At 56.1% G+C, this 23,014-nt stretch carries 21 protein-coding genes; 12 read left to right on the top strand and 9 right to left on the bottom strand.

What is annotated here, in order from left to right; translation table 11 throughout:
- Positions 1-134 precede the first annotated feature (134 nt).
- The 7 genes from MJ923_RS09670 to MJ923_RS09700 all read left to right on the top strand — a co-directional run bounded on the left by MJ923_RS09670 (position 135) and on the right by MJ923_RS09700 (position 9,977).
- A complete protein-coding gene (locus tag MJ923_RS09670) occupies positions 135-2,609 on the top strand; it encodes a S9 family peptidase (RefSeq protein ID WP_240590903.1) in 2,475 nt (824 codons plus the stop codon).
- A 164-nt stretch (positions 2,610-2,773) separates the two neighbouring features.
- Positions 2,774-3,916 carry an HDOD domain-containing protein gene (locus MJ923_RS09675; protein WP_240590904.1) on the top strand — a complete coding sequence of 381 codons (1,143 nt, stop codon included), beginning with the start codon at positions 2,774-2,776 and terminating at the stop codon, positions 3,914-3,916.
- A gap of 11 nt (positions 3,917-3,927) precedes the next feature.
- Positions 3,928-4,872: an alpha/beta hydrolase gene (locus MJ923_RS09680; protein ID WP_240590905.1), complete on the top strand. Its 945-nt coding sequence runs from the start codon at positions 3,928-3,930 to the stop codon at positions 4,870-4,872.
- A 310-nt stretch (positions 4,873-5,182) separates the two neighbouring features.
- The gene (locus MJ923_RS09685) at positions 5,183-6,400 is read left to right on the top strand and encodes an aspartate aminotransferase family protein (protein ID WP_126168201.1); all 1,218 of its coding nucleotides are present in this window, start codon (positions 5,183-5,185) and stop codon (positions 6,398-6,400) included.
- Positions 6,401-6,561: 161 nt separating this feature from the next.
- A complete protein-coding gene (gene astA, locus MJ923_RS09690; RefSeq protein WP_240590906.1) occupies positions 6,562-7,581 on the top strand; it encodes an arginine N-succinyltransferase in 1,020 nt (339 codons plus the stop codon).
- Between the two features lie 9 nt (positions 7,582-7,590).
- Positions 7,591-9,051 (top strand): succinylglutamate-semialdehyde dehydrogenase, encoded by a 1,461-nt coding sequence (gene astD, locus MJ923_RS09695; protein WP_240590907.1) that lies wholly within the window; start codon positions 7,591-7,593, stop codon positions 9,049-9,051.
- Between the two features lie 128 nt (positions 9,052-9,179).
- Entirely contained in the window at positions 9,180-9,977 is a 798-nt protein-coding gene (locus MJ923_RS09700; protein ID WP_240590908.1) for a DUF1338 domain-containing protein, read from the top strand.
- A gap of 96 nt (positions 9,978-10,073) precedes the next feature.
- Here MJ923_RS09700 and MJ923_RS09705 read toward each other — a convergent pair whose 3' ends face one another.
- The 4 genes from MJ923_RS09705 to crp all read right to left on the bottom strand — a co-directional run bounded on the left by MJ923_RS09705 (position 10,074) and on the right by crp (position 13,123).
- Positions 10,074-11,408, bottom strand: a complete 1,335-nt coding sequence (locus tag MJ923_RS09705) for an ATP-binding protein (protein ID WP_240590909.1) — start codon at positions 11,406-11,408, stop codon at positions 10,074-10,076.
- A complete protein-coding gene (locus MJ923_RS09710; RefSeq protein WP_126168196.1) occupies positions 11,405-12,079 on the bottom strand; it encodes a response regulator transcription factor in 675 nt (224 codons plus the stop codon). The genes MJ923_RS09705 and MJ923_RS09710 overlap by 4 nt, the downstream gene beginning before the upstream one ends.
- Positions 12,060-12,404 (bottom strand): PepSY domain-containing protein, encoded by a 345-nt coding sequence (locus tag MJ923_RS09715; protein WP_240590910.1) that lies wholly within the window; start codon positions 12,402-12,404, stop codon positions 12,060-12,062. The genes MJ923_RS09710 and MJ923_RS09715 overlap by 20 nt, the downstream gene beginning before the upstream one ends.
- 83 nt (positions 12,405-12,487) lie before the next feature.
- A complete protein-coding gene (gene crp, locus MJ923_RS09720; RefSeq protein WP_011761111.1) occupies positions 12,488-13,123 on the bottom strand; it encodes a cAMP-activated global transcriptional regulator CRP in 636 nt (211 codons plus the stop codon).
- A gap of 391 nt (positions 13,124-13,514) precedes the next feature.
- On the opposite strand from crp, the gene MJ923_RS09725 reads away from it, so the two are divergent.
- Positions 13,515-14,291 (top strand): tetratricopeptide repeat protein, encoded by a 777-nt coding sequence (locus MJ923_RS09725; RefSeq protein ID WP_420854429.1) that lies wholly within the window; start codon positions 13,515-13,517, stop codon positions 14,289-14,291.
- Positions 14,292-14,599: 308 nt separating this feature from the next.
- Here the strand turns inward: MJ923_RS09725 and MJ923_RS09730 are convergent, their stop codons facing one another.
- The 3 genes from MJ923_RS09730 to MJ923_RS09740 all read right to left on the bottom strand — a co-directional run bounded on the left by MJ923_RS09730 (position 14,600) and on the right by MJ923_RS09740 (position 16,813).
- On the bottom strand, positions 14,600-15,502 hold the full coding sequence (locus tag MJ923_RS09730) for a phosphoribulokinase (RefSeq protein WP_240590911.1): 903 nt from the start codon (positions 15,500-15,502) through the stop codon (positions 14,600-14,602).
- A 92-nt stretch (positions 15,503-15,594) separates the two neighbouring features.
- Complete coding sequence (locus MJ923_RS09735; RefSeq protein ID WP_240590912.1) at positions 15,595-15,846, bottom strand: YheU family protein; 252 nt, start codon at positions 15,844-15,846, stop codon at positions 15,595-15,597.
- Positions 15,830-16,813, bottom strand: coding sequence for a hydrolase (locus MJ923_RS09740; RefSeq protein ID WP_240590913.1), 984 nt, complete (start codon positions 16,811-16,813; stop codon positions 15,830-15,832). Before MJ923_RS09740 ends, MJ923_RS09735 begins: the two co-directional genes overlap by 17 nt.
- Before the next feature lie 149 nt (positions 16,814-16,962).
- Between MJ923_RS09740 and MJ923_RS09745 the strand changes: the two genes are divergently transcribed.
- The gene (locus MJ923_RS09745; RefSeq protein ID WP_240590914.1) at positions 16,963-17,481 is read left to right on the top strand and encodes a TAT leader-containing periplasmic protein; all 519 of its coding nucleotides are present in this window, start codon (positions 16,963-16,965) and stop codon (positions 17,479-17,481) included.
- A gap of 10 nt (positions 17,482-17,491) precedes the next feature.
- The gene (locus MJ923_RS09750; protein WP_240590915.1) at positions 17,492-19,168 is read left to right on the top strand and encodes a GMC family oxidoreductase; all 1,677 of its coding nucleotides are present in this window, start codon (positions 17,492-17,494) and stop codon (positions 19,166-19,168) included.
- Positions 19,169-19,309: 141 nt separating this feature from the next.
- Here the strand turns inward: MJ923_RS09750 and MJ923_RS09755 are convergent, their stop codons facing one another.
- Entirely contained in the window at positions 19,310-19,750 is a 441-nt protein-coding gene (locus MJ923_RS09755) for a TIGR02444 family protein (RefSeq protein WP_240590916.1), read from the bottom strand.
- A 26-nt stretch (positions 19,751-19,776) separates the two neighbouring features.
- Positions 19,777-21,684: an ABC transporter ATP-binding protein gene (locus MJ923_RS09760; RefSeq protein ID WP_240590917.1), complete on the bottom strand. Its 1,908-nt coding sequence runs from the start codon at positions 21,682-21,684 to the stop codon at positions 19,777-19,779.
- A gap of 134 nt (positions 21,685-21,818) precedes the next feature.
- Here MJ923_RS09760 and MJ923_RS09765 point away from each other — a divergent pair, with 134 nt between their 5' ends.
- Positions 21,819-22,016, top strand: coding sequence for a YheV family putative zinc ribbon protein (locus MJ923_RS09765; RefSeq protein ID WP_240590918.1), 198 nt, complete (start codon positions 21,819-21,821; stop codon positions 22,014-22,016).
- Between the two features lie 99 nt (positions 22,017-22,115).
- Positions 22,116-22,970 carry a pirin family protein gene (locus MJ923_RS09770; RefSeq protein ID WP_240590919.1) on the top strand — a complete coding sequence of 285 codons (855 nt, stop codon included), beginning with the start codon at positions 22,116-22,118 and terminating at the stop codon, positions 22,968-22,970.
- Positions 22,971-23,014: the final 44 nt, after the last annotated feature.

Below are 23,014 nucleotides of genomic sequence, written 5' to 3' on the forward strand. Positions count from 1 at the left end.
TTCTGTTACAAGTTTTAGCGGCCTTGATGGCGGCGGTTTTCGTCGTTCCGTTGGCAAATATGGTATAACAGGCACCACTACGAGACGAGGCACCTCCCATAAAGCCCCGCCCATATAACAACAAAGGAAGCATGATGAACCCAATTACCAGACACTTTGCCGTAAGTGCCCTGGCGCTTGCCATTTTGGTGGGCTGCAGTGCCACCGAGCAGCCATCGGCCGCCCCCGCAGAAGTCAATCAAACCCAGTCAGTCCAGCCAGTGCTTGCCATGCCGGTGACCGCCGGAGAAAAGCTGACCATGAAACAAATCATGGCCAATCCTGATTGGATGGGAGTTTTTGCCCGCAACGCTTACTGGAGCGATGATGGCAGCAGCGTCTATTTCGAACGCATGCCAAGCGCCGCTGCGGTGAAAAACTATTATGTGCAGCCGCTGAATGGCGCGGCCAGAGAGCTTGGTTTGGCTGAGCTGCATCAGGCCTCTCAGCGCAGTGGTGTTGTGGATGCCGAAGGCAAGCGCAAGGTTTACGTGTATCAGGGCAATCTGTTTGTAAAACAGCTGCAAACAGGTGACATCACCCAGCTGACCCGCACCAATACGCCGGTGGATGGCGCGCGTTTCCTAAACAACGGCGACATCGCCTTCTGGCAGGGCAACGCGGTATTCCGCCTTCACAGCAATGGTCTGGTAGAGCAGATTGCCGATGTGCGCATGAGCAAGGCGCCCAAGGGCGTGACCGAACCCGACACCTATCTTGCCAAAGAGCAGGCCCGTCTAATCCAGTACGTTGCCGCCCAGCACGATAAAGCCAAGGCCCGTGAAAGCTACAAGGCTGATCTTGGCAAAGCCGACACCACAATGAGCGCTGAGCCCTGGTATCTGGGTGACGCTGAGCTGGTGACCGAGCTGTCGCTGTCGGCCGATGGCCGCTATCTGCTGCTGGCACTGCAGGACAAGAGCTATCAGGGCCGCAGTGAGCACGACATCATGCCCAATTACCTGGGTAAAGACGGATATGTGGATGCCGTGCCTGCCCGTGCCAGGGTGGCCGAAGATAACCCCCCAGGCCAGCGCCTGGTGCTGATTGATCTTGAAGAGCGTCAAAAACACGATATCAGCATCGAAGGCCTGACCGGCTTTGATGAGGATGTGCTGGCGTCGGTGAAAGCCGAAAACGCCAAGGCCCGCGGTGAAGAATATAGCAGCGAAAAGGCCGCCCGTAAGCTGCAACTGATGCAGGACTGGGGCTGGAGCCAGAGCGCCATTCAGTGGAGCGATGATGGCAAGCTGCTCGTGATGCTGGAAGCCGTGGACAACAAAGACCGCTGGATTGCCTCGGTTAACCTCGACTCAGGCAAGCTCAGCACCGAGCACCGCCTCCATGACGATGCCTGGGTAAACTACGACTACAACCAGTTTGGCTGGCTCAACGATGGCCGCTTCTACTTCCTGTCGGAAGAGTCCGGCTATTCGCAGCTGTATATCAAGGCTCCCGGCCAGGCGCATAAGGCGCTGACCAAGGGCCGCTTTGTGGTCAGTGACGTGACCCTGAGCAAAGACGGTAACTTCATTTACTACAAGGCTAACAAAGACCACCCCGGGATCTACAATGTATACCGTGTGTCTGTGGCCGATGGCAGCGATGAGCAGCTCACCTGGTGGGAAGGTACCCTGGATTACAGCTTAAGCCCCGATGAGAGCAAGCTGCTGCTGACGGCCTCCAGTCGTATTCAGCCGGATGAGCTGTACGTGCAGGAGATTGGCGGCAAGCTTACCCGCCTGACTCACTACACTTCAGATGCTTTCAAAAACTACGCCTGGCAGGCGCCAAACGTGGTGGCCGTGCCCTCAAACCATGGCGCCGGTGTGGTTTATGCGCGGGTGTATCTGCCCGAGGGTTATGATGCGTCCAAGGCCGATAAGTATCCTGCGGTCATCTTCAACCACGGTGCCGGCTACCTGCAAAACGCCCACTTTGGTTTCTCCGGTTACTTCCGCGAATTCATGTTCCACAACCTGTTGGCCCAGCAAGGCTACGTGGTGATGGATATGGATTACCGTGGCTCCAAGGGCTATGGCCGTGACTGGCGCACCGCCATTTACCGTCAGATGGGCCACCCTGAAGTGGAAGATCTAAAAGACGGCGTGGCCTGGATGGTGAACAACGCCAATGTCGATGGCGAGCGTGTGGGCACCTACGGCGGCTCCTACGGTGGCTTCCTCACCTTTATGGCGCTGTTCCGCGAACCTGAGCTGTTCCAGGCAGGTGCTGCACTGCGACCTGTGACCGACTGGGCCCACTACAATGCGCCTTACACCTCCAACATCCTCAATACCCCGGATGTGGACGCCATCGCCTTTGAGCGCAGCTCGCCGATTTACCATGCCGAAGGCTTGAACAAGCCGCTGCTTATTATGAGTGGGGTGCTGGACGACAACGTGTTCTTCCAGGACAGCGTGCGTTTGGTGCAGCGGTTGATCGAGCTTGAAAAGCCCATGTTCGAAACCGCCATCTATCCGGTTGAGCCCCATGGCTTCCGTGAGCCTTCAAGCTGGCTCGACGAATACCGCCGGATTTATAAGCTGTTTGAATCCGAACTCAAGTAACCGGGTAGCCGGTCGTTAACAACAGGGCCAGATGGCCCTGTTTTACTGTCAAAAACTGATAGTTTGTCAGTCAGTTGGACAAATATCAGTCCCGCATTCAGGGCGAATTGTGCTAAAAATGAAGGATACGGTATCCGTGATTAACTCCGTGGGAGCAAGATAAGTTGGTGATCAGCGCAGTGGGCGGTGTGAAGCCCGGCAGTGTGTTGGAAATTGAGCGTCGTTTATACCGACAACTCATTGTTGGTAAACAGAAAGCCTCCAGACTGCTGGATGATTTGGATCAGGATCTCGAGTCCATTGCCTTCAAGCTGGACATCGAGCGTGCCGCCGTATTTGAACGTATCGAGCGCCAGCAAAAAGCCCGCGAAGTCTTTGATGCAGTTTCTGCGCAGCTGACCGATACCATCATGGATGAAATAGCGCTGACTCTGTCGGACATGGACCGGCTCATCCAACGCTCCAACCTGACCGAAACCCAATTGGCCCTGTTTGAACAGCTGTGTAAATCCAGCCCGGACATGGGGCGGGTCCGCCTGCTGATGAACGGTATTGGCTGGCTGTCGCGGGATCTGACCAACGTGGTCAACAGCACGGCGTTTCGTCAGCGGCATCCCCAGCGTGCCGATGTGCGGGTAACCGACATCAAGCTGGTGCTTAACTTTATTGGCGTTGAGAATCTGCGTCAGTTGGCGCCTTACTACAGCATGCGGAACTGGCTGCCGGCGGGGCACTCCTGTTTGCTGTGGACCAACCGCAAGCTGTGGCAATACTCGCTGGTGTGCGCCACCGCGGCCAAGGCGCTGGCCAAATTGCACGAGCGCAACGAAACCCTCGCCTTTATCAGCGCCATGCTTGAACAGTTTGGTATCACCATGGTGCTGGGCACTGCCGCCGCCGTGTATGAGAAGAACTGGGGTAACTGGCTGCGTGAAGCCAGTGCCAGCCGCGATAAAGAGCTCTACGACGCCGTGATGGCCACCGAGTTTCCCGCCGAGCGGGTGCTGGAGCAGGTGCTTGAGCATTCGGCCACCCTGGCCTGGGCTGTCCCGGCGCGGCTTAAGTTCGACAACCATGAGATGGTGCAAAACTTAAAGGCGCTCGATGAGACCCTGACCATCGCCGAGTTGCCGGTAGACGCACAAATCCTGGCCAAGGCCGCCTGTTTTGCCCAGGTGATGACGCTGGAAGAAACCAAGCAGCTGGAGCCCCAGGAGGCGCGGTTGATGTACCGCTACTACGGCTTGTCCGAACAGGAAATCATTCGCCTCAAGGCGCAAAACTACCGCAAGATAGACCTCTTTTAAGGAAGCGCCCAATGGCGAGTTGGCAGGCCAAGGTTCTCAACAGCATTCTGTCCTACATTGCCAGACCCAGCATGAACGCCCGTGGCGTTCGCATGTCGCTGCCGGACATCCGACTGCGGCTGTTGTCGCTGGATTGCCGCTATCTGCCCTGGCCTGAGCCGCTGACTACCAAAGAGCTGCCGCTGACCCACAGCAAGCTTCTGCACTATCGGATGCAGACAGGCGCTGGCGAGTCGAGCCCATTGCCGGGCGTTGCCGAACCCGGGCAGTCTGAACTGGCTATCTTTTATGTGCGCGGCGGCGGCTTTTGTTTGAAAACGCCCCATGCCCATGCACGTTACATCGCCTCCCTTTGCACTGAGCTCAATGCAGATGCGTTTGTGCCGGACTATCGTCTCGCGCCCGAGCATCCGTTTCCGGCCCCGTTTGAGGATGTGCTGGAAGGATTTCGCGCCTTTCTCGATGCCTGGTCAGGCCCCTTTGTAATGATGGGCGACAGCGCCGGTGGCAATCTGGCCATGGCATTACTGCTCAAGGCGCGGGACTCAGGTCTTAGGCTGCCACAAAGCTGCGTGCTGCTGAGTCCGGCGCTGGATTTGGCCATTACAGGCGACAGTGAGCGACTTTTGGCGGCGGATGATCCTTTCTTTACCCCGGAGTCGCTGCTCAGGCTAAGGGGCGCCTATCTGCAGGGCACCAACCCCATGTTACCCGAGGTCAGTCCGCTGCATGGCGAGCTGCACGGACTGCCGCCTGTGTTGCTGCTGGCTGGCACCCGAGAGCTGCTGCTGGAAGATGCCGAACGCATGTCGATGCGGCTGGCAGCGGCCGGCAATGCAGTGGAAAGCCGCTTTATCGCCAACATGCCCCATGTGTTTCCGCTGTTTGAGCTGCTGCCGGAAGCGGTGGAGGGCAGGGGGATCATTGTCGACTTTATTCGTCGTCATCAAGGCTAGCTGAAATGTCTAGTTATGCATATTTGCTGCATAGTCTCAAAAAATGCACGTAGATAAGTTTTTTTCTGACTAAATATGCCAGTATTTCCGCTGCTATTTGCTTTTCTACTGTCTGTCGGCAAATCTTTATGCAGCGACACACGGGCGTTTGTGGGGGCTGATTGTGAAAAACTGGTATTTTGATCACATTTTGGCTAATAATGACATCCAGCCGACACAAGCAGATGCTGCAACCCCAGTGACTAAAAAAGATAAGCAGCGGCAAACCGGTAACCCTCAGGGTTGCTTAACACACAAAGGATGAACAGGAATGACTGACAACATGAATCTGACACGTGCCCAGTTTGATGAAGTAATGGTGCCTAACTATGCGCCTGCCGCGGTAATTCCCGTGCGTGGCGAAGGAAGCCGTGTCTGGGATCAGCAAGGTAACGAGTACATCGACTTTGCCGGCGGTATTGCCGTGAACTGTCTGGGTCACTGTCATCCTGCGCTGGTTTCAGCCCTGAAAGAGCAAGGCGAGAAACTGTGGCACCTGTCCAACACCATGACCAACGAGCCCGCACTGGCGCTGGCCACCAAGCTGGTTGAGTCTACCTTTGCCGAACGTGTGTATTTTGCCAACTCAGGCGCCGAGGCCAACGAAGCGGCCCTGAAACTGGCCCGTCGCTATGCCATCGAAAACTTCGGTGAGCACAAGGTTGAAGTGATTGCCTTCGACAAGGCCTTCCACGGCCGTACCTTCTTTACTGTTTCTGTTGGTGGTCAGGCTGCCTACTCCGATGGTTTTGGTCCTAAGCCTGCGGCCATCACCCACCTGCCTTTCAACGACATCGCCGCGCTGGAAGCTGCTGTGTCTGACAACACCTGTGCCATCATGCTTGAGCCGCTGCAGGGCGAAGGTGGCATCATCAACGGCGACCCTGAATTCCTGCGTGCCGTTCGCCGTCTGGCTGACAAGCACAATGCCCTGGTTATCTTCGATGAAGTGCAGACTGGCATCGGCCGTACCGGTGAGCTTTATGCTTACATGGGCACCGAAATCGTGCCTGATATCCTGACATCAGCCAAGGCACTTGGCGGTGGTTTCCCCATCGCGGCCATGCTGACCACGGCCAAGATTGCCGCTCACCTGAAAGTGGGCACCCACGGTTCTACCTACGGCGGTAACCCACTGGCCTGTGCCATCGGTAACGCTGTGATGGATGTGGTGAACAACGCTGAAGTGCTGGATGGTGTTAAGCATCGCGAGCAACTCTTCCGTGACGGTCTGGCCCGGATCAACGAAAAATATCACGTCTTTTCTGAAGTGCGTGGCAAGGGCCTGCTGCTGGGCGCCGTGCTCAACGAGCAGTATGCCGGTCGTAGCCGCGACTTCCTCAATGCCGCCGTGGCCGAAGGCCTGCTGAGCCTGATGGCTGGTGCCAACGTGGTGCGCTTCACTCCTTCACTGGTGATCCCGGAAGCCGATATTGCCGAAGGTCTGGCCCGTTTTGAACGTGCCGTTGCCAAGGTAACAGCTGCCTGATAAAGCCAGGGGCGGCCAAGGTCGCCCCAACAAGATCAGCGAAGTCCTGCCAATCGCCGTGAGGCGTGTTGTCCGTCAGAACCCCTGGCGCAGACGTTTGCACCCCCGAGATGCTAAATTGCATAAAAAACCGGCGGGCGGGACCGAGAGGAGAAACAACGATGTTAATCATACGTCCAATCCGATCCAGTGACTTCGATGCCCTGTACAGCATTGCCGTTGAGTCAGGCCATGGCTTTACCTCGCTGCCGGTGAACGAAGATCTGCTGAAACGTAAAATAGCCCGCTCAGAAGCATCCTTTCAAAAAGTCGTGGATAAGCCATTTGACGAAGGCTATCTGATGGTGCTGGAAGACACTGAAAACGGTTTGGTGGTGGGCACCTGTGCTCTGGAAGCCGCCGTAGGTATGGAAGATGCGTTTTACCATTACCGCCTGGGTACCGAGGTGTACCATTCTGAGCAAATTCAGGTGCGTAACGAAGTCGAGACCCTGACTCTGTGTCACGACTACACAGGCGCCGCCGAACTTTGCACCCTGTTTTTGAAAGCCGATTATCGCCAGGGCAACAATGGCCGCATGCTTTCCCGCAGTCGCTTCCTGTTTTTGGCTCAGCATGCGTCACGCTTCGGTGAAACCGTGATTGCCGAAATGCGCGGGGTCAGCGATGAAAACGGTAACTCGCCTTTCTATTCCTGGTTGCAAAAGCACTTTTTGGGTATCGACTTTGTTGAGGCTGACTATCTGTCAGGCCTTGGCCAAAAAGCCTTTATGGCGGAAATGATGCCAAGAAACCCGGTGTACGTTTGTCTGCTGCCGGAAGATGCGCAAAAGGTGATTGGTGAAGTTCACACCAACACCCGTCCCGCCATCAGCCTGCTGCGTGCCGAAGGCTTCCGTTGCCGCGGCTATGTGGACATTTTCGACGGTGGCCCAACCGTAGAGTGCAACCTGCAGGACATCCGCGGCGTGCGTGAAAGTCGCCTGCTGACGGTTCGCATCGGTGAGATGCCGACATCGGATGACAGCTATCTTATCTCCAACACCAAGCTGGCCGATTACCGCGCCAGCTGCACCGAGCTGCACATCAGCGCAGACAGTGACGACGTTATTTTAAGCCCCGAGCTTGCCGCAGGCCTTCTGGTCAGCGACGGCGAGCAGGTGCGGGTACTGGCAATATAGGATTTCGATATGACCCAATTTATCAATGGCCAGTGGCTCGCTGGCGAAGGCAAACAGATGCAGTCAAACAACCCCGCCAATGGCGAGGTGATTTGGCAGGGTAAAGCGGCGCTGCCGGCTCAGGTTGATGCGGCCGTGATGGCTGCCCGTAACGCCCAGTTCGACTGGTTTATGCTGGGCTTTGATGGTCGTCAGGCCATTGTTGAAGCCTACCGTGCCGAGCTTGAAGCCAATAAGGCTGAACTGGCCGAAGTGATAGCCCAGGAAACCGGTAAGCCACGCTGGGAAACCGCGACCGAAGTTGCTGCCATGATTGGCAAAGTGGGTCTGTCGATTACCGCTTATCACAAGCGTACCGGCACTGAAGTGAACGATGGCGCCGCAGGCCGCGCGGTGCTGCGTCACAAGCCCCATGGTGTGGTGGCGGTATTCGGCCCTTACAACTTCCCCGGCCATCTGCCGAATGGCCACATAGTGCCTGCGCTGCTGGCGGGTAACGCCGTGGTGTTCAAGCCCTCTGAGCTGACCCCAAAAGTGGCCGAAGAGATGCTGAAACTCTGGGACAAGGCCGGTCTGCCCAAGGGCGTGATTAACCTGGTACAGGGCGAAGTGGAGACAGGTAAGGCACTGGCCTCCCATCCGCAGCTGGACGGTCTGTTCTTTACCGGCAGCTCACGCACAGGTCACCTGCTGCATCAGCAGTATGCCGGTCATCCGGGTAAAATTCTGGCGCTGGAAATGGGCGGCAACAACCCGCTTATCATCAGGGGCGTGAGCGACACCCGCGCCGCGATCCACGACATTATTCAATCGGCCTTTATCTCCTCTGGCCAGCGCTGCACCTGCGCCCGCCGTCTGTATGTGGAAAAAGGCGCCGAAGGCGACAAGCTGCTTGCCGGTCTGGTTGATGCGGTCAAAGCCATCAAGGTTGGCCCATGGAATGCCGAGCCACAACCATTTATGGGCTCGATGATTTCAGAAACCGCTGCCAAGGGTATGCTGGAAGCGCAGCGTAACCTGCTGAATCTTGGCGGTAAGTCATTGGTTGAGCTGACTCACCTCGAAGCGGGCACCGGTTTGGTTTCCCCCGGCATTGTTGATGTAACCGAAGTGATTGAACTGCCGGATGAAGAATACTTTGGCCCGCTGCTGCAGGTGGTGCGCTACAGCGATTTTGACGAAGCCATTCGTCTGGCCAACGACACCCGCTACGGCCTGTCTGCCGGTATTCTGGCCGATGATAAAGCCGACTACGAGTACTTCCTCGACCGCATTCGCGCCGGTATTGTTAATTGGAACAAGCAAATCACAGGTGCGTCCGGCTCAGCCCCCTTCGGCGGTGTAGGTGCCTCGGGCAACCACAGAGCCAGCGCCTTCTACGCTGCTGACTACTGTGCCTATCCGGTGGCGTCCATGGAGTCCGACAGCGTGACCATGCCAGCCAGCCTGAGTCCGGGTCTGTCGATCTAACCTCTGACGGCGCGCTCCATTTGGGCGCGCCGTTTTGTATTGCCCGTATCTGTAGTAACCACTGACGTACTGACAACACTCGGGAAATGACAGGTAAAAACTTCCCAGCTGCTGTTAAGGAGTGATTGATGCACACTGATGTAAACGCCTTGTTCGCCGCTCTCTGGCAGGACTATATCGAGATGACTCCTTCCGCCGCCAAGGTCCACAGCCTGCTTGGCAAGGGCGAAGCCATCATCAACGACCATATTGCGCTGCGCACCTTCAATCTGGATAAGGTGAATCTGGACGTGCTGGCGGCCCACTTTGAGGCCCTGGGTTACAAGGCCTGTGCCGACTACAACTTTGATAAGAAGAAGCTGCGCGCCAAGCATTTCGAGCATCCTGACAGCACTCAGCCCAAGGTGTTTATCTCTGAGCTGCTGGTGGAAGAATTCAGCCCTGAACTGCAAGCCATTGTGAAAGAGATGGTGGCACAGGTGGATGTGGCTGCGACCCTGGCTGATAACTTCCTCTACTCAGGTCGCCACTGGAAAGTGGATTTTGCCACCTACCAAAAACTGCTGGCCGAGAGTGAATACGCCGCCTGGGTTGCTGCCTTTGGCTATCGCGCCAACCACTTTACTGTGTCTATCAACCATTTGCCCGGCTACAGCAGCATCCTTGAGGTGAATGATGCCCTCAAACAGGGTGACTTTGTATTGAATGCGGCGGGTGGCGAAGTGAAAGGCTCACCTGCTGAGCTGCTCGAGCAGTCCTCCACCATGGCTGACCGTATTGCGGTTGCCTTCGATGACCAAACCGTTGAACTGCCAAGCTGCTTCTACGAGTTTGCGCTGCGTTACCCCAAGGCCGATGGTGAGCTTTACACAGGTTTTGTGGCCGCATCGGCGGACAAGATTTTTGAGAGCACTAACGTTAACTGAATCTCTGTGATCTCGCTGCTGCCTGCGGGCAGATGAAAGGTGCAGAAAACAAAAATCCCGGCCATGGCCGGGATTTTTATGTAGCAGATCAGCTGATTAGCTGAGTCTGAAGCCAATACTGACCTTAAGGCCGCCCAGGCGTTTGCTATGGGTGAAATCCAGCTCAAGCTCGTATTGCTCGCAGATCTCTTTGACAATCGATAACCCCAATCCATGGCCCATCACGGCTTCATCGAGGCGTTTGCCGCGCTCGGTAAGCTGAGACAAGGCTTCGGCCGCTACGCCGGGGCCATCGTCTTCTATCTCCAGCCATAAGGTGCTTTCCTGCGGGAAAATCCGCAGGGAAACATCGACGGCAGCCCATTTGCAGGCGTTATCCAACAGGTTACCGAGCAGTTCCATGCCGTCTTCACGGTGAATGGGCAAACGATGGATACCTCGGGCTATATCCACCGCAAATCGAATCTCTTTGCTGCGATGCACCTTTTCCAGGGTGCCGGTAAGGCTGTCGATATCCCTTGGAATTTGCATCTGCGCCGCTGGCAGCATGTCGCCTGTGATGCGCGCTGCGGCAAGCTTGCGCTCAATCATCTTGCGGATCATATCCAACTGCTGCTGCATGGCTTCGGCCATTTCCGGGTCACTCAGCCCCAGGGTTTCCACCTGCTGCTGCATCACCGCCAACGGCGTTTTGAGACCGTGGCTTAAGTTGCCAAGGTTATTGCGGCTGCGGGCAATCTGTTTGCTGGTGTAGTCCAAAAGCTCGTTGTAGGTGGACGCCAGCGGATGCAGCTCGGCGGGAATGGTGTCCAGTGCCAGACGGTCGGTTTCGCCGTCCCTGAGCCGCGACAGGGCTTCTTTGATTTTGCGAAGTGGCTGGAACGATTGGCGCAGCACCAAAAAAATGCCGGTGATCATGGCCAGCAACATACCGAGGTTGACCATCAGCTTGGTGCCATAGATTTCGCTGAATACCCTGCGGCCAATGCTGAGATCCTGCGCCACAGTGAGGGTTGCCTGAATCTCGCCGCTCTGGGATTTAAGCCCCACACTCAAGAGCTGCATATCGTGGTTTTTCGGGCCCTTGGCCTGCCATACCCGGGTTTCGCCGGGGGCGAGATCGGTGATCTCCAGCTGTTGATCCCACAGGGAGCGCGAACGGATGACTTCTTCTGGCAGGTTCAACTGGTAATAGCGGCCGGAATAGGCAGGTTTGTAGAAGCCCGACAGCATGGATTGATCGACGCCGATATCGCCATCCTGGATATGGGTGGCGAGGATGACGTGTTCGAGGTCTTCTTCGAGGCGGTTGATAATGGAGTCGTGAAAGGCCTGTCTGAGCATGGATTCAAACAAAAACAGGCCGACTATGGTGCCCACGATCACAAGCCCGGTCAGCCATAGACTGAGCTTGGCGCGAATTGAGATCATACTTCCAGGCCGTGGAAGATATATCCCTGACCGCGACGGGTTTCAATGGCGGTCTTGCCGAGCTTTTTACGCAGGTGGGTCACGTACACTTCCACCACGTTGCTCTCTTTCTCATCGTCAAACTGATACAGCTTGTCGGTAAGCTGGGCTTTGGACAGCAGCTTTTTGGGTGACAACAGGAAGATTTTCAGCAGGCGAAATTCCATGGCGGTAAGTTCATGAATTTGCTCGCCAACCTGCACGGTTTGCTGGGATTCATCCAGGGTCACACCGCCATAGCTAAGTTGCTTGCCAGGGCTTGCGGGGCGGCCATGGGCACGGTTAATCAGTGCATGGATGCGGGCCAGCAATTCCTGGGCGTGGAAGGGTTTGCCCAGATAGTCATCGGCGCCGGCATTAAAGCCTTCAACCTTTTCGTGCCACTGGCTGCGTGCGGTGAGCATAATCACGGGAGTGGTGATCCCGTCGGTACGCCACTTCTCGAGTAAATTCAGACCATTGCCGTCGGGCAGGCCGATGTCGAGGATCACGCAGTCGTATTGGGTTTCTTTGATAAGGTAGTCAGCGTCAACCGCCTTGTCGGTCACATCGGTAACAAAACCGGCCTGTTTGAGCTGTTTTTGCAGCTCTTTGACCAGCATGGCATTGTCTTCAACGAGTAGCAGTTTCATGGGTTTGGCATTCGTCCGGCAGTACTGAATCGGGACTGAGCTTCCCGCTCGACGCGTCAACGCTCAGATGGGTTATCTGACCACGTTGAAAGCCAAACTGCAAATCATAACGCCAGGAGTCACCATCCTGATACAGGTGGGCGTCGAGCAGTTTTCCCTGGCAAAAGGCCGCGACCCCTTCGAGGGTGGCATCAAGGGAGAGGATCTGTCCTTCACTGACCAGGCGTTTGGCCTCGTAGTGTTCCAGCTCAATGGCCGAAGCTGCCACTTTTCCCTGAAGAAGCAAGGATGTAATGATGATGCCCAAAGGCAGTCTTCGCGACATACATGCTCCTTAAAGAAAAAGTGGCCCCGGATAGATCGAGAGCCACTTTACTTTAGCAGACTTAAGTCAAGCTGAACGCGTTATCAACGGGTGCCGTACACCACGATGGTTTTGCCGTGAGCTTGGATAAGATTTTGTTCTTCAAGCATTTTAAGGATACGACCTACGGTCTCCCGTGAACAACCCACGATCTGACCGATTTCCTGACGGGTGATCTTGATTTGCATGCCATCCGGGTGGGTCATGGCATCTGGCTGACGGGCCAGGTGCAGTAGGGTCTGAGCAATGCGACCTGCTACGTCGAGGAAGGCCAGATCGCCTACCTTCTGGCTGGTGCTTTGCAGACGGACTGACATCTGTGCGGCCAGTTTCATCAGGATTTCTGGATTTACCTGGATCAGTTGCTTGAATTTCTTGTAAGAAATTTCAGCGATTTCACAGGCCTGCTTGGCGCGAACCCAGGCAGTACGTTCGGCTTGTTCTTCAAACAGACCCAGCTCACCAATAAAGTCGCCCTGATTAAGATAAGACAGGATCATCTCCTTGCCTTCTTCATCCTTAATCAGTACTGCAACAGAGCCCTTAACGATGTAGTAGAGGGTATCTGAGTCTTCACCGGCGTGGATCAAGGTACTCTTGGCCGGATACTTGTGAATGTGACAGTGGGATAAAAACCATTCCAGAGTTGGATCGGGTTTAGGTTTGCCAATCAGTGCCATGCCCGTGTTCCTCGCATGAAAAAACTTAAGTAAGGTCGTTCTAAATAAGCATTCTACGCCAATGTGTCTGGTCAAACCATGATACAGATCGAAATTCAGAACAACCGAATGTACGCAATTACGCATCAAAATTAATGATTTATTTTGGTGTTTTGGTGATGCATGTCAACCAATACCGTATGACGGCTACAGTCAAAGCGTCAGTCTGTTGCCTAAATCACACCACTGAATGACGCTGTGCCGATCCAGCGCATCCTTTAATAGAACGCTATGGTGAATATTCGGGTTATTCTTAAATGTGTGCCCCGTAAACGCCATGGTACCTTTTGATACTCGACATGGGCGGCGTTTTCTGGCTAACTCATGAAACTTACGTAAAAGGAGCCAAGGTGTGAAGTACTGGCAAGGTATTACGGCAGCCGTCGTTCTGATGTTGAATGTAGGCACCGCTTCGGCATTTTCGCTGCCCCGTCCGGCGGGTGATGAAGCGGCGGGCAAGTTGCTGCACATTGAGATGCGCGCTGCCAACGAAGATGCCGATGCGCAGTTTTTACTTGGTTTGATGTACGTTTCCGGCCGCTACGTCGCCCAGGATGCAGAACTTGGGATGCAGTGGATTGGCCGCGCCGCCAATCAGGGCCATGGCAAGGCTCAGCAAACCCTCGCCGATCTTCGTTTTGAAGGTCAGCTCGTCAACCGTAATCTCGCCGAAGCCGAACGCTGGTATTTGCAAATGAGCCTGCGCGGTGAGCGCTGGGCCAACTTCCGCCTTGGTTTTATTTATGCCGCCGGTGGCGATGGGGTCGAGCGTAACTGCGGCCGTGCCGTGGAGCAGTTCCAGTTGGCGGGCGATCAGGTTGCCCTTGGCAATGCCGCCTGGATTCTTGCCACCTGTCCCGAAGCCAAATACCGCGATGGCTCCAGGGCCGTGACCCTGGCGCTTAAGCTGCTGTCTGAAAACGCCAACGACCCGACCAATTTGGATAACCTGGCCGCCGCCTATGCCGAGCTGGGTGACTTCAACAATGCCGTTGCTGCCCAGCAGCGCGCTATTGCCGCCCTTGAGCACAGCAAACAAACAGACCTTAAGGCCGAAGAGTTTCATCAGCGCCTGAAGCACTATCAGCAGGGCAAGCCTTATCGCGAAGTGATACCGCTGCAGCCTTGAGCCAGGATCTGGCCTTGTGCCAAATGCAAAAGATGCAAATGCCGCAAATGCCGAAAGCCCGACTCGTTCGGGTTTTTTGTTGCTTGTGTGGAGTTTGGCTGGGTAACGCAGAAGGATAAAGCTTGGCAGGGTGAGGTCGCTGACATACTCAAGGAAGCGAACAGATCAAGATGGGGGAATCCACTCCCGAGAGTATGTCAACTATCGTTATTTCGCCTGAAATCCCGACGTGACAAAGAATACGGCCTCACACTTAAGAGAAGCTGAAAACACGGTTAAATTCGGTTTTTTGCGTTTTATTTTGCGTTTTATTTTGCGCCGTCGTCGCCCGCTTCACTATCCAGAATCGCCTGACGCTTTTGCTGCAGCTCCTGGATCAGCGGGGTAAGGATTAGCTCCATCGCCAGTGACATCTTGCCGCCGGGCACCACCATGGTGTTCATCCGCGACATAAAGCTGCCCTGCAACATCGACAGGTAGTAAGGGAAGTCCACCTTGTTGAAGCCGCGGAAACGGATGACCACAAAGCTCTCATCCAGGCTGGGAATGGCCTTGGCCGAGAAGGGGTTGGAGGTATCTACCGTGGGCACCCGCTGGAAGTTGATATGGGTGCGTGAAAACTGCGGTGTCATATGGTTGATGTAATCGTCCATGGAACGCACTATGGAGTTCATCACCTTTTCGCGGCTGTGGCCCCGGTCTGAGGTATCGCGGATGATCTTCTGGATCCACTCCAGGTTGACGATGGGCACCATGCCAATCAATAAATCCACATGCTGCGCCACGTTGTGCTCGGCGGTTACCACGCCGCCGTGCAGGCCTTCGTAAAACAGCATATCGGTATCGCCGGGCAGTTGGCGCCATTGGGTGAAGGTGCCGGGCATCTGATTGTAGGGCACGGCTTCATCGAAGGTGTGCAGGTAGCTGCGGGTTTCACCTGTGCCGGTGGCGCTGTAATCGGAAAAGCATTGCTCCAGGCGGCCAAAGTCGTTGGCTTCGGGGCCAAAGTAGCTGATGTCACGGTTTTCGGCCTTGGCCTTGCGGATCATCACTTCCATTTCGGCGCGGGTATAGCGGTGGAAGCTGTCTCCCTCCACATAGGCGGCGTTGATCCCAAGCTGCCTGAAGATGTGGTTGAAGGCGGTCGTTGTCGTCGTGGTCCCGGCGCCGGATGAACCGGTGACAGCTATGATGGGATGCTTGGCAGACATGGCGCTTCCTGAAATGTTAATAAAAGATGAACAGCGGGCGAAACCCGTTAGTTATACGGGTTCCGGCCCCCCCGGGTCAATAGCACCGGGGTTCAACCCAGGTCTTGATGGGGCGCCAGCTCGCTGCGGTGGCGGATGCCAACGCTGTCGTTATCTTCTGAATATTCCACTACCAAGTCGCCTTTTTTCAGCAGGGTTTTACAGTGGGCAATGGCCCGCTTGAGCCCGTCGTTGTCCAGGCTGGCAAAGCTGCCATCTTCCACCTGGGTCAGCAGGTATTCGCGGATCAGGTTGTTGAGGGTATCCACTGGCAACTGGCCCAGTGCCTCATAGGAGATCAGCATCCAGGCCTCCGGTTAAAAATTGCAAAATGCGCCGCTCCAGATAGAAGCGGGGGCGCCATGGACTGCCGCCATCGATAAAGCCCACATGACCTCCGTTGCTGTGCAGTTCATATTCCACGGCCGGCGACAGCTCAGCGTCTTTGGGGATCACCGCATCAGTCATAAAAGGATCGTCCGCCGCGTGCATCACCAGGGTTGGGGTTGTGATGTTTTTCAGGAACGGCAGACCGCTGGCGCGGCTGTAGTAGTCGTGAACATCGGCAAAGCCGTGCAGTGGCGCCGTGACCCTATCGTCAAATTCAAAGAAGGTTTGCAGCGATGCCACGTCCTGAGAGAGCACCGGCATCGCGGGCCCAAGCCGTGCATCGTTGACTTTAAAGGCAAGTTTGGCCTGCAGCTGGCGGATAAGGTAACTCTGGTACACCCGGGAGAAGCCCTTTTCCAGCCGCTTGGCACAGGCGGACAATTGCAGCGGCGCCGAGACAACTACCGCCCGCGTTATTTCACTTTGCTCGCCCAGTTCCCCCAGATATTTACCCAGCACATTGCCACCCAGGCTGTAACCCACCGCCAGAATTGGGCTGTCCGGCAAGCGGCTGCGGATAATCGCCAGGGTGTGGGCCAAATCCTGAGTATCACCGCTGTGATAGGAGCGGGGCAGGCGATTGGGCTCGCCCGAGCAGCTGCGATGATGATGCACCACGGCGGAAAGCCCTGCGTCTTTGCAGCCGTGCAATAGCCGGCTGGCGTAGTGGGAGCGGGCACTGCCCTCAAGGCCGTGGATGGCCAGCAGCAGCGGTTTGCCGTTCTCTGCCTTGCCCAGCCAGTCCAAATCGAGAAAGTCGCCGTCGGGCAGTTCCAGCCGCTCACGGCTAAGGGGCGGTGTTGGCTGCTTGGTCAATACCGGCAGAATGGTTTGCACATGGGGGCTTTTCGCCCACCAGGCGGGTCTGAAGTGGCTGGTCATACCTTGGAATTAGTTGCCCGGAAATAAAACGTGTGTTTAAGTTGGGCAATTATAACCATGAGCGGCTCCGGTAAAAAAGCGCTGTGTTGACGGCGGCCGCCGGTCGGTCCAGCCAGGGTGCATTTGGCCTTGCCGGGAGGGGGAACTCCATGAACAGACGCAAATTTTTGCTTGGTGCCTTGGGCGGTAGTGCAGCGCTGGCGCTGGGTGTCAGCCTGTATCAGCCCGAGTTTGCTCAGGATGAGCGCTATGATGAAGAGCACCGACTGTTGTTTTCTGTGTTGCTGCCAGTGCTGCTCGATGGTGCCTTACCCGAGATGGCTGTGCCACGGGAAGCGGCGATGAATCGCACCCTGGACGCCATTGCCAAAACCGTGGCTGTGTTGCCTGCCGATCAGCGTAAAGAGCTGCTGCAACTGCTCGACTCCCTAGAAAATCGCTTTGGCCTGCTGCTGCTCACCGGCAGCATGACGCCATTGCTGCTGCGCTCACCCGCGGAGCTGACGGCCTTTATTGAAGACTGGCGCCAGAGCAGCCTTGCGCTTTTCAATACGGCTTATCTGGGGCTTAGGGAGCTGGTACTTGCCAGCTTCTATAGCTGCCCCGAACATTGGGCCGCGCTCAACTACGCCAAACCCGAGTTACCCGGGATCACCGTCAAGGCTTAAGGAGACAGTTATGGCTATTGTGGATCCCATTCGCGAAGGCTTGGCGGCCGGTTGGAAACATTTGGATGGTGCCAGTTACGAGGCGCCTGCCAAGCTGCAAACCCTCGAGGCGGACGTGATTATTGTCGGCACAGGTGCCGGTGGTGGTACAGCAGCGGAAATTCTCACTCAGGCTGGCTTGTCGGTGATCATGGTTGAGAAGGGGCCACTGCGTTCCTCTTCTGACTTTGATATGGAAGAGCGCACCGCCTACCCCAATCTGTATCAGCAGGCGGCGGCGATGAAAACCGCCGACAAGGGTATTGGTATTTTCCAGGGCCGGGCTGTGGGCGGCTCCACCACGGTCAACTGGACGACGTCCATTCGCACTCCGCCCCCAGCACTGGATTTCTGGGCCGCCGAATATGGCGTGAAGGGTATGTCTGAAGCCGAAATGGCACCCTGGTTTGAGCAAATGGAGCAGCGGCTCAATATCAGTAAGTGGGCCTTCGACCCCAATCGCAACAATGCCATGCTGCGTAAGGGCTGTGAACAGCTCGGCTGGGATTACACGGTGATCAAGCGGAACGTGCTTGGCTGCTGGAACACCGGCTATTGCGGCATGGGCTGTCCGGTTAATGCCAAGCAGTCGATGCTGGTCACCACGATTCCATCGGCACTGAACGGCGGCGCAACCCTGCTGAGCCGGTTCGAGGCGGTGAAGATTGAACATCAGGGCGATAAGGTGTTTGGTATTCGGGTCCGGGCCCGCGACAGCGCGCTCAAACCCCGCAGCGATGAGCTGATGCTTAAGGGCAAGCACTATATTCTTGCCGGCGGTGCTATCCACACCCCGGTGCTGATGATGCGCTCCAAGCTGGCCGACCCTATGCAGCTGCTGGGTAAACGCACCCTGCTGCATCCCACTGTGCTGTCCGGTGCCCTGTTCGATGAGGCAATTAACGGCCACAGCGGTGCGCCCCAATCGATTTATTCCGACCAGTTTGTCTGGCAAAACGGCGCTGCCGGTGAGCTTGGTTACAAGTTGGAAGTGCCGCCAATCCACCCGGTGCTGATTGCCTCCAAAACCCTGGGTTTTGGCAAAAGCCATGCTGAGCTGATGGCCAACTTCAATCAGTTGCAGGTGGTGATAGCGCTCATCCGCGATGGTTATCATCCTGACAGCCCCGGTGGCAATGTGATGCTCACCGAGGATGGTTTCAAGCTCGATTACCCGCTGAGTGCTGGTTTCTGGCAGGCCGCGAGGCGCGCCTTTGCCAGCATGGCCGAGCTGCAATTTGCCGCCGGTGCCCGCAAGGTGCTGCCCATCAGCGAGGGCGTGGGTTACTTAAACTCGTGGCAGGAGGCCAAAACGGCGATTGCCAATATGCCGTTGGCACCGCTGAAAACCGTGGTGGCCTCGGCCCATGTGATGGGCGGTTGCCCCATGGGTGAAGACAAAGCCAAGACCATGGTCAACAGTATGGGCCGCAGCCATTATCTGCAAAACCTGTCGGTCATGGACGGCTCGATTTTCCCAACCAGTCTGGGCGCCAATCCGCAGCTGTCGATTTATGGCATCACGGCCCGCAACGCCACTGCGCTGGCAAAGGAACTGAGGCCCGAGCAGGCCGCGCCGGAGCCTGTGCCCGAAGCCATACCCGGGACCATGCCTGTGACTGCGCCAGAAACGGCCACCATTAGTTAGTGCAGCAGGTCGCTAAGGTGAGTTCTCAGGCGAGTTTTCTGGCGAATACTCTGATGCGTAACCCTATCTTCAAATAGCGACTCGGGTGAGGTTACAGCTATAAAAAAAGGCGCCCAGGGCGCCTTTTTTATTATGCCTGACTCAGTGCCTGAGTTCGGCGGCTACATCGATTTCAAGGCCGAATTCTGACAGCAACAGTCCCAGATTGTCGGCATTGCCTTCGCTGGCTTCGATATGATTGAGTCGATGCAGCAAGAGTTTTTGTACCTTGCGCTCCATCATCAATTCCACATCCAGCATCTGGCGGTATTCATCGTCATTCAGGCTCGGCTTTGCCAGTTGGCGTAAGCGGCGATAAGGGCCAATCAGGCGCTCGTCCCAGGCGCCAACTTCGGCAATCAGCTGCTGCCATTGGCCGAGGGATAAACGGATGTCGCGTTTGTCCAGCTCACTGGCCAGCAATAGCAGGTTGACGTTGATCTGGCAGTCGTCCTGCAGCCGTAAACACAGTGCCTCGTGGGTACTGTAGTGGGCCTCACAGGCATGCCAGAGCTCCTGGGTGAAGATTTCCTCTGTGGTCAATTCGTGACTCCTTTCACCATCGAAAATCAGCCCATGGCCTCCAGTTCGATGGCATCAATTTGTTCCTGCAACTCCAGCCAGGCCATTTCGCTTTGTTCCTGTTGCTGACCAAGGGTAGTTCGTTCGGCCAGGATTTGGGTAAGTTCGGCCTTGTTGGCGGCCTCGTAAAGGCTGGTGTCGGCTAGGCGTTGTTCCAGTTCCGACAGGCGTTGAGCCAGTTTTTGCTGTTGTTGTTCCAGCTTGTCCTGCTGCTTTTTCAGCGGAGAGAGCTTTTGTCTGAGTTCGGCTTCCAGCCGTTTTTGCTGCTTCTTATCGACGGCAGGACGGTCATTGTCGTTGCTGGTGGCACGGGATGCCGCCGCTTTGGCTGCATCCAGCAGCCACTGATGGTAATCGTCCAAATCACCGTCAAAGGTGCTGACTTCACCGCCGTCGACCAGATAATAATCGTTGCAGGTCAACCTTAACAGATGCCTGTCGTGGGACACAATCACCATAGCGCCTTCAAAGGTTTGCAGCGCCAGCGTCAGGGCGTGGCGCATTTCCAGATCCAGGTGGTTGGTCGGCTCGTCAAGCAGCAGCAGATTGGGGCGTTGCCATACCAAGAGCGCCAGCACCAGACGGGCTTTTTCGCCGCCGGAGAAGGGGGCAACCGGCGACAGCGCCATGTCGCCATTAAAGCCAAAGCCGCCGAGGAAGTCCCGCAGCTCCTGCTCGCGATGAGTAGGCGCCAGACGTTGCAGGTGCATCAGCGGCGAGTCATCCAGGTGCAGGTATTCCAGCTGATGCTGGGCAAAGTAGCCGATATTGAGGCCGGGGTTGGGCTCATAACGACCGGTCATCGGCTTAAGTTCACTGGCGAGTAGCTTAATCAGGGTTGATTTACCGGCGCCGTTGCGGCCGAGCAAACCGATGCGCGCGCCCGGCACCAGGTTCAGATGCACCTTACCCAGAATTGGGGTGTCGCCATACCCCACAGACACGTTTTCCATGGCCACCAATGGGTTGGGCAGACTGGCTGGCTCACGAAATGCCATATGGAACTGGCTGTCGGTCTTGGCGGGCAACAGCTCGGCCATCTTCTCCAGCGCCTTTAACCGGCTTTGTGCCTGCTTGGCCTTACTGGCCTTGTAGCGGAAACGGTCGACGAAGGATTGCATATGGGCGCGTTCGCGCTGCTGACGCTCGAAAGCGACTTGCTGCTGCGCCATACGCTCGGCGCGGGTGCGCTCGAAGGTGGAGTAGTTACCCTTGTAATAGTTGAGCTTTTGCTGCTCAACATGGACGATTTCATCCACAATGGCATCGATAAAGTCGCGGTCGTGGCTGATCAGCACCAGGGTGCCCGGGTAGGCTTTAATCCAGTCTTCCAGCCAGAACATGGTGTCCAGATCCAGGTGGTTGGTGGGTTCGTCAAGCAGCAGCAGATCCGAGCGGCACAGCAGCGCCTGGGCCAGGTTCAAACGCATCCGCCAGCCACCCGAGAAGCTCTTCACCGGTGAAGATTGCTTGTCTTCGCTAAAGCCCAACCCCGCCAGCAGTGCGCCGGCACGGGCGCGGATACTGTAGCCGCCAATGGCATCGAGCTTGCCGTGCAGCAGTGCAATGGCATGGCCATCGTTGTCGGCCTCGGCCTGACGCAGCTCGGCTTCCAGCTCGCGAAATTCGGTATCGCCATCCAGCACGTACTCAAGCGCCGAGACATCCAGCGCCGGGGTTTCCTGTGCCACCGACGCAATGCGCCACTCGCGCGGCACCTGCAGCTCACCTTTATCCAGTGTCAGCTTGTCCATAATCAGGGCTAAAAGTGATGACTTGCCGGTGCCGTTGGCGCCGACCAGACCAACTTTGTGGCCGGGGTAAATGGTGAGATTGGCCTCATCCAGCAAGACTTTGCTGCCGCGGATAAGCTGGGCCTGGGACAGGGTGATCATGGATATTCAACACGCAGTGGGAAAGGGCAGAATGATACCCAAGTTCGGGCCTGGCATCCAGCGTGACGCCCGCATTAGGGTTGGCCGTGGAAGCTGTGGCACAATAGCGGCGTTTTTTCAGGTGGGTGTTTCCAATGAGTCAGATTAAAAGACGTTTTGTGGCTGGCGCCAAGTGCCCCAAGTGTGGCGCCACCGACAGCATAGTGCTGTTTAAAGACAATGGTGTTGAAACCGTTGAGTGTGTCGAGTGTGATTACCGCGATCAGCAGGCCGAAGAAAAGGTTGCCCAAAAGGCATCCGGTGCCGTGATTGGGGTGTTTAAGCCTGACTGATGATTGTTCGATTTATTCGAGGTATTAGCGTGTAATATTGCGATATTCTTTCGTCTTGAGTCGGATTAAGCTGTTCTTCATTGAACTGGAGGAAGCGTCATGAAACTCAAGACCCGTTTATTTTCCCGCCCCGCCATGGATGGAGATGGCGTCAATATCCGCCGGGTGGCCGACTTCAATCGGCTGCTGCTGGACCCGTTTTTGATGGTGGATGAAATCCGCTCAGACGATAAAAGTGACTTTATCGGCGGCTTTCCGCCGCACCCCCACCGTGGTATCGAAACCTTTACTTATATTCGCAAAGGTGGCTTCGAGCATCGCGACCATATGGGTAACGTGCGTGCCATTCGGGGTGGTGATGTACAGTGGATGAGCACAGGCTCCGGGGTCATTCACTCGGAAATGCCGCTGGCCGATGCCAACGATGGCCTGCATGGTTTCCAGATTTGGCTCAATATGCCTGCCGCTGACAAGATGCGTCCGGCGCGTTATGTCGACAGCACCGAAAAGCCGCAAATCCGCTATCCAAATGAGCGCGGCGCGTCCTTTTATCCACTGGCTGGCAACTGGCAGTTTGAGGGCCGGGATCTTGATGGTCTAATCGATGGCCTGGCGGCTAATGGCGCCGTGGCTGACCTTAGCCTGGATGCCGACGGCAGCGCCGGTTTTGCCCTCGGCCATCGCGGTTTTGTCGGTGCTTATATTTATCAGGGCGCCTTGATGGGCGAGAGCGGTCAGCGTCATGAAACCGGCGAGTATCTGGTGCTTGCGCCCGGCGATATCGAATTTATCGCCACCGAAGCAGGCGCCGGAGTGCTGCTGTTTGCCGGTGAACCCATAGGCGAGAAAATCGTTCACATGGGCCCCTTTGTGATGAATACTGAAGAAGAAATTCGTCAGACCATTGATGACTACCAGGCGGGCCGCTTTGGCTCCCTCGAGTTGCCAAAATAAGCAAGGTACAAATAAGTGCCCGTGCAGTAACCACGGGACTTAAC

Source organism: Shewanella zhuhaiensis, assembly GCF_022484835.1.
Classification (GTDB): domain Bacteria; phylum Pseudomonadota; class Gammaproteobacteria; order Enterobacterales; family Shewanellaceae; genus Shewanella; species Shewanella khirikhana.

Bases quoted from the DNA above. Each gene is read 5' to 3' on its own strand.
- MJ923_RS09730 (WP_240590911.1), bottom strand. From the start codon at position 15,502: ATGTCTGCCAAGCATCCCATCATAGCTGTCACCGGTTCATCCGGCGCC.
- MJ923_RS09770 (WP_240590919.1), top strand. From the start codon at position 22,116: ATGAAACTCAAGACCCGTTTATTTTCCCGCCCCGCCATGGATGGAGAT.
- MJ923_RS09710 (WP_126168196.1), bottom strand. From the start codon at position 12,079: ATGAAACTGCTACTCGTTGAAGACAATGCCATGCTGGTCAAAGAGCTG.
- MJ923_RS09765 (WP_240590918.1), top strand. From the start codon at position 21,819: ATGAGTCAGATTAAAAGACGTTTTGTGGCTGGCGCCAAGTGCCCCAAG.
- MJ923_RS09750 (WP_240590915.1), top strand. From the start codon at position 17,492: ATGGCTATTGTGGATCCCATTCGCGAAGGCTTGGCGGCCGGTTGGAAA.
- MJ923_RS09740 (WP_240590913.1), bottom strand. From the start codon at position 16,813: ATGACCAGCCACTTCAGACCCGCCTGGTGGGCGAAAAGCCCCCATGTG.
- MJ923_RS09745 (WP_240590914.1), top strand. From the start codon at position 16,963: ATGAACAGACGCAAATTTTTGCTTGGTGCCTTGGGCGGTAGTGCAGCG.
- MJ923_RS09680 (WP_240590905.1), top strand. From the start codon at position 3,928: ATGGCGAGTTGGCAGGCCAAGGTTCTCAACAGCATTCTGTCCTACATT.
- astA (WP_240590906.1), top strand. From the start codon at position 6,562: ATGTTAATCATACGTCCAATCCGATCCAGTGACTTCGATGCCCTGTAC.
- MJ923_RS09760 (WP_240590917.1), bottom strand. From the start codon at position 21,684: ATGATCACCCTGTCCCAGGCCCAGCTTATCCGCGGCAGCAAAGTCTTG.
- crp (WP_011761111.1), bottom strand. From the start codon at position 13,123: ATGGCACTGATTGGCAAACCTAAACCCGATCCAACTCTGGAATGGTTT.
- astD (WP_240590907.1), top strand. From the start codon at position 7,591: ATGACCCAATTTATCAATGGCCAGTGGCTCGCTGGCGAAGGCAAACAG.
- MJ923_RS09700 (WP_240590908.1), top strand. From the start codon at position 9,180: ATGCACACTGATGTAAACGCCTTGTTCGCCGCTCTCTGGCAGGACTAT.
- MJ923_RS09705 (WP_240590909.1), bottom strand. From the start codon at position 11,408: ATGATCTCAATTCGCGCCAAGCTCAGTCTATGGCTGACCGGGCTTGTG.
- MJ923_RS09735 (WP_240590912.1), bottom strand. From the start codon at position 15,846: ATGCTGATCTCCTATGAGGCACTGGGCCAGTTGCCAGTGGATACCCTC.
- MJ923_RS09715 (WP_240590910.1), bottom strand. From the start codon at position 12,404: ATGTCGCGAAGACTGCCTTTGGGCATCATCATTACATCCTTGCTTCTT.
- MJ923_RS09670 (WP_240590903.1), top strand. From the start codon at position 135: ATGAACCCAATTACCAGACACTTTGCCGTAAGTGCCCTGGCGCTTGCC.
- MJ923_RS09685 (WP_126168201.1), top strand. From the start codon at position 5,183: ATGACTGACAACATGAATCTGACACGTGCCCAGTTTGATGAAGTAATG.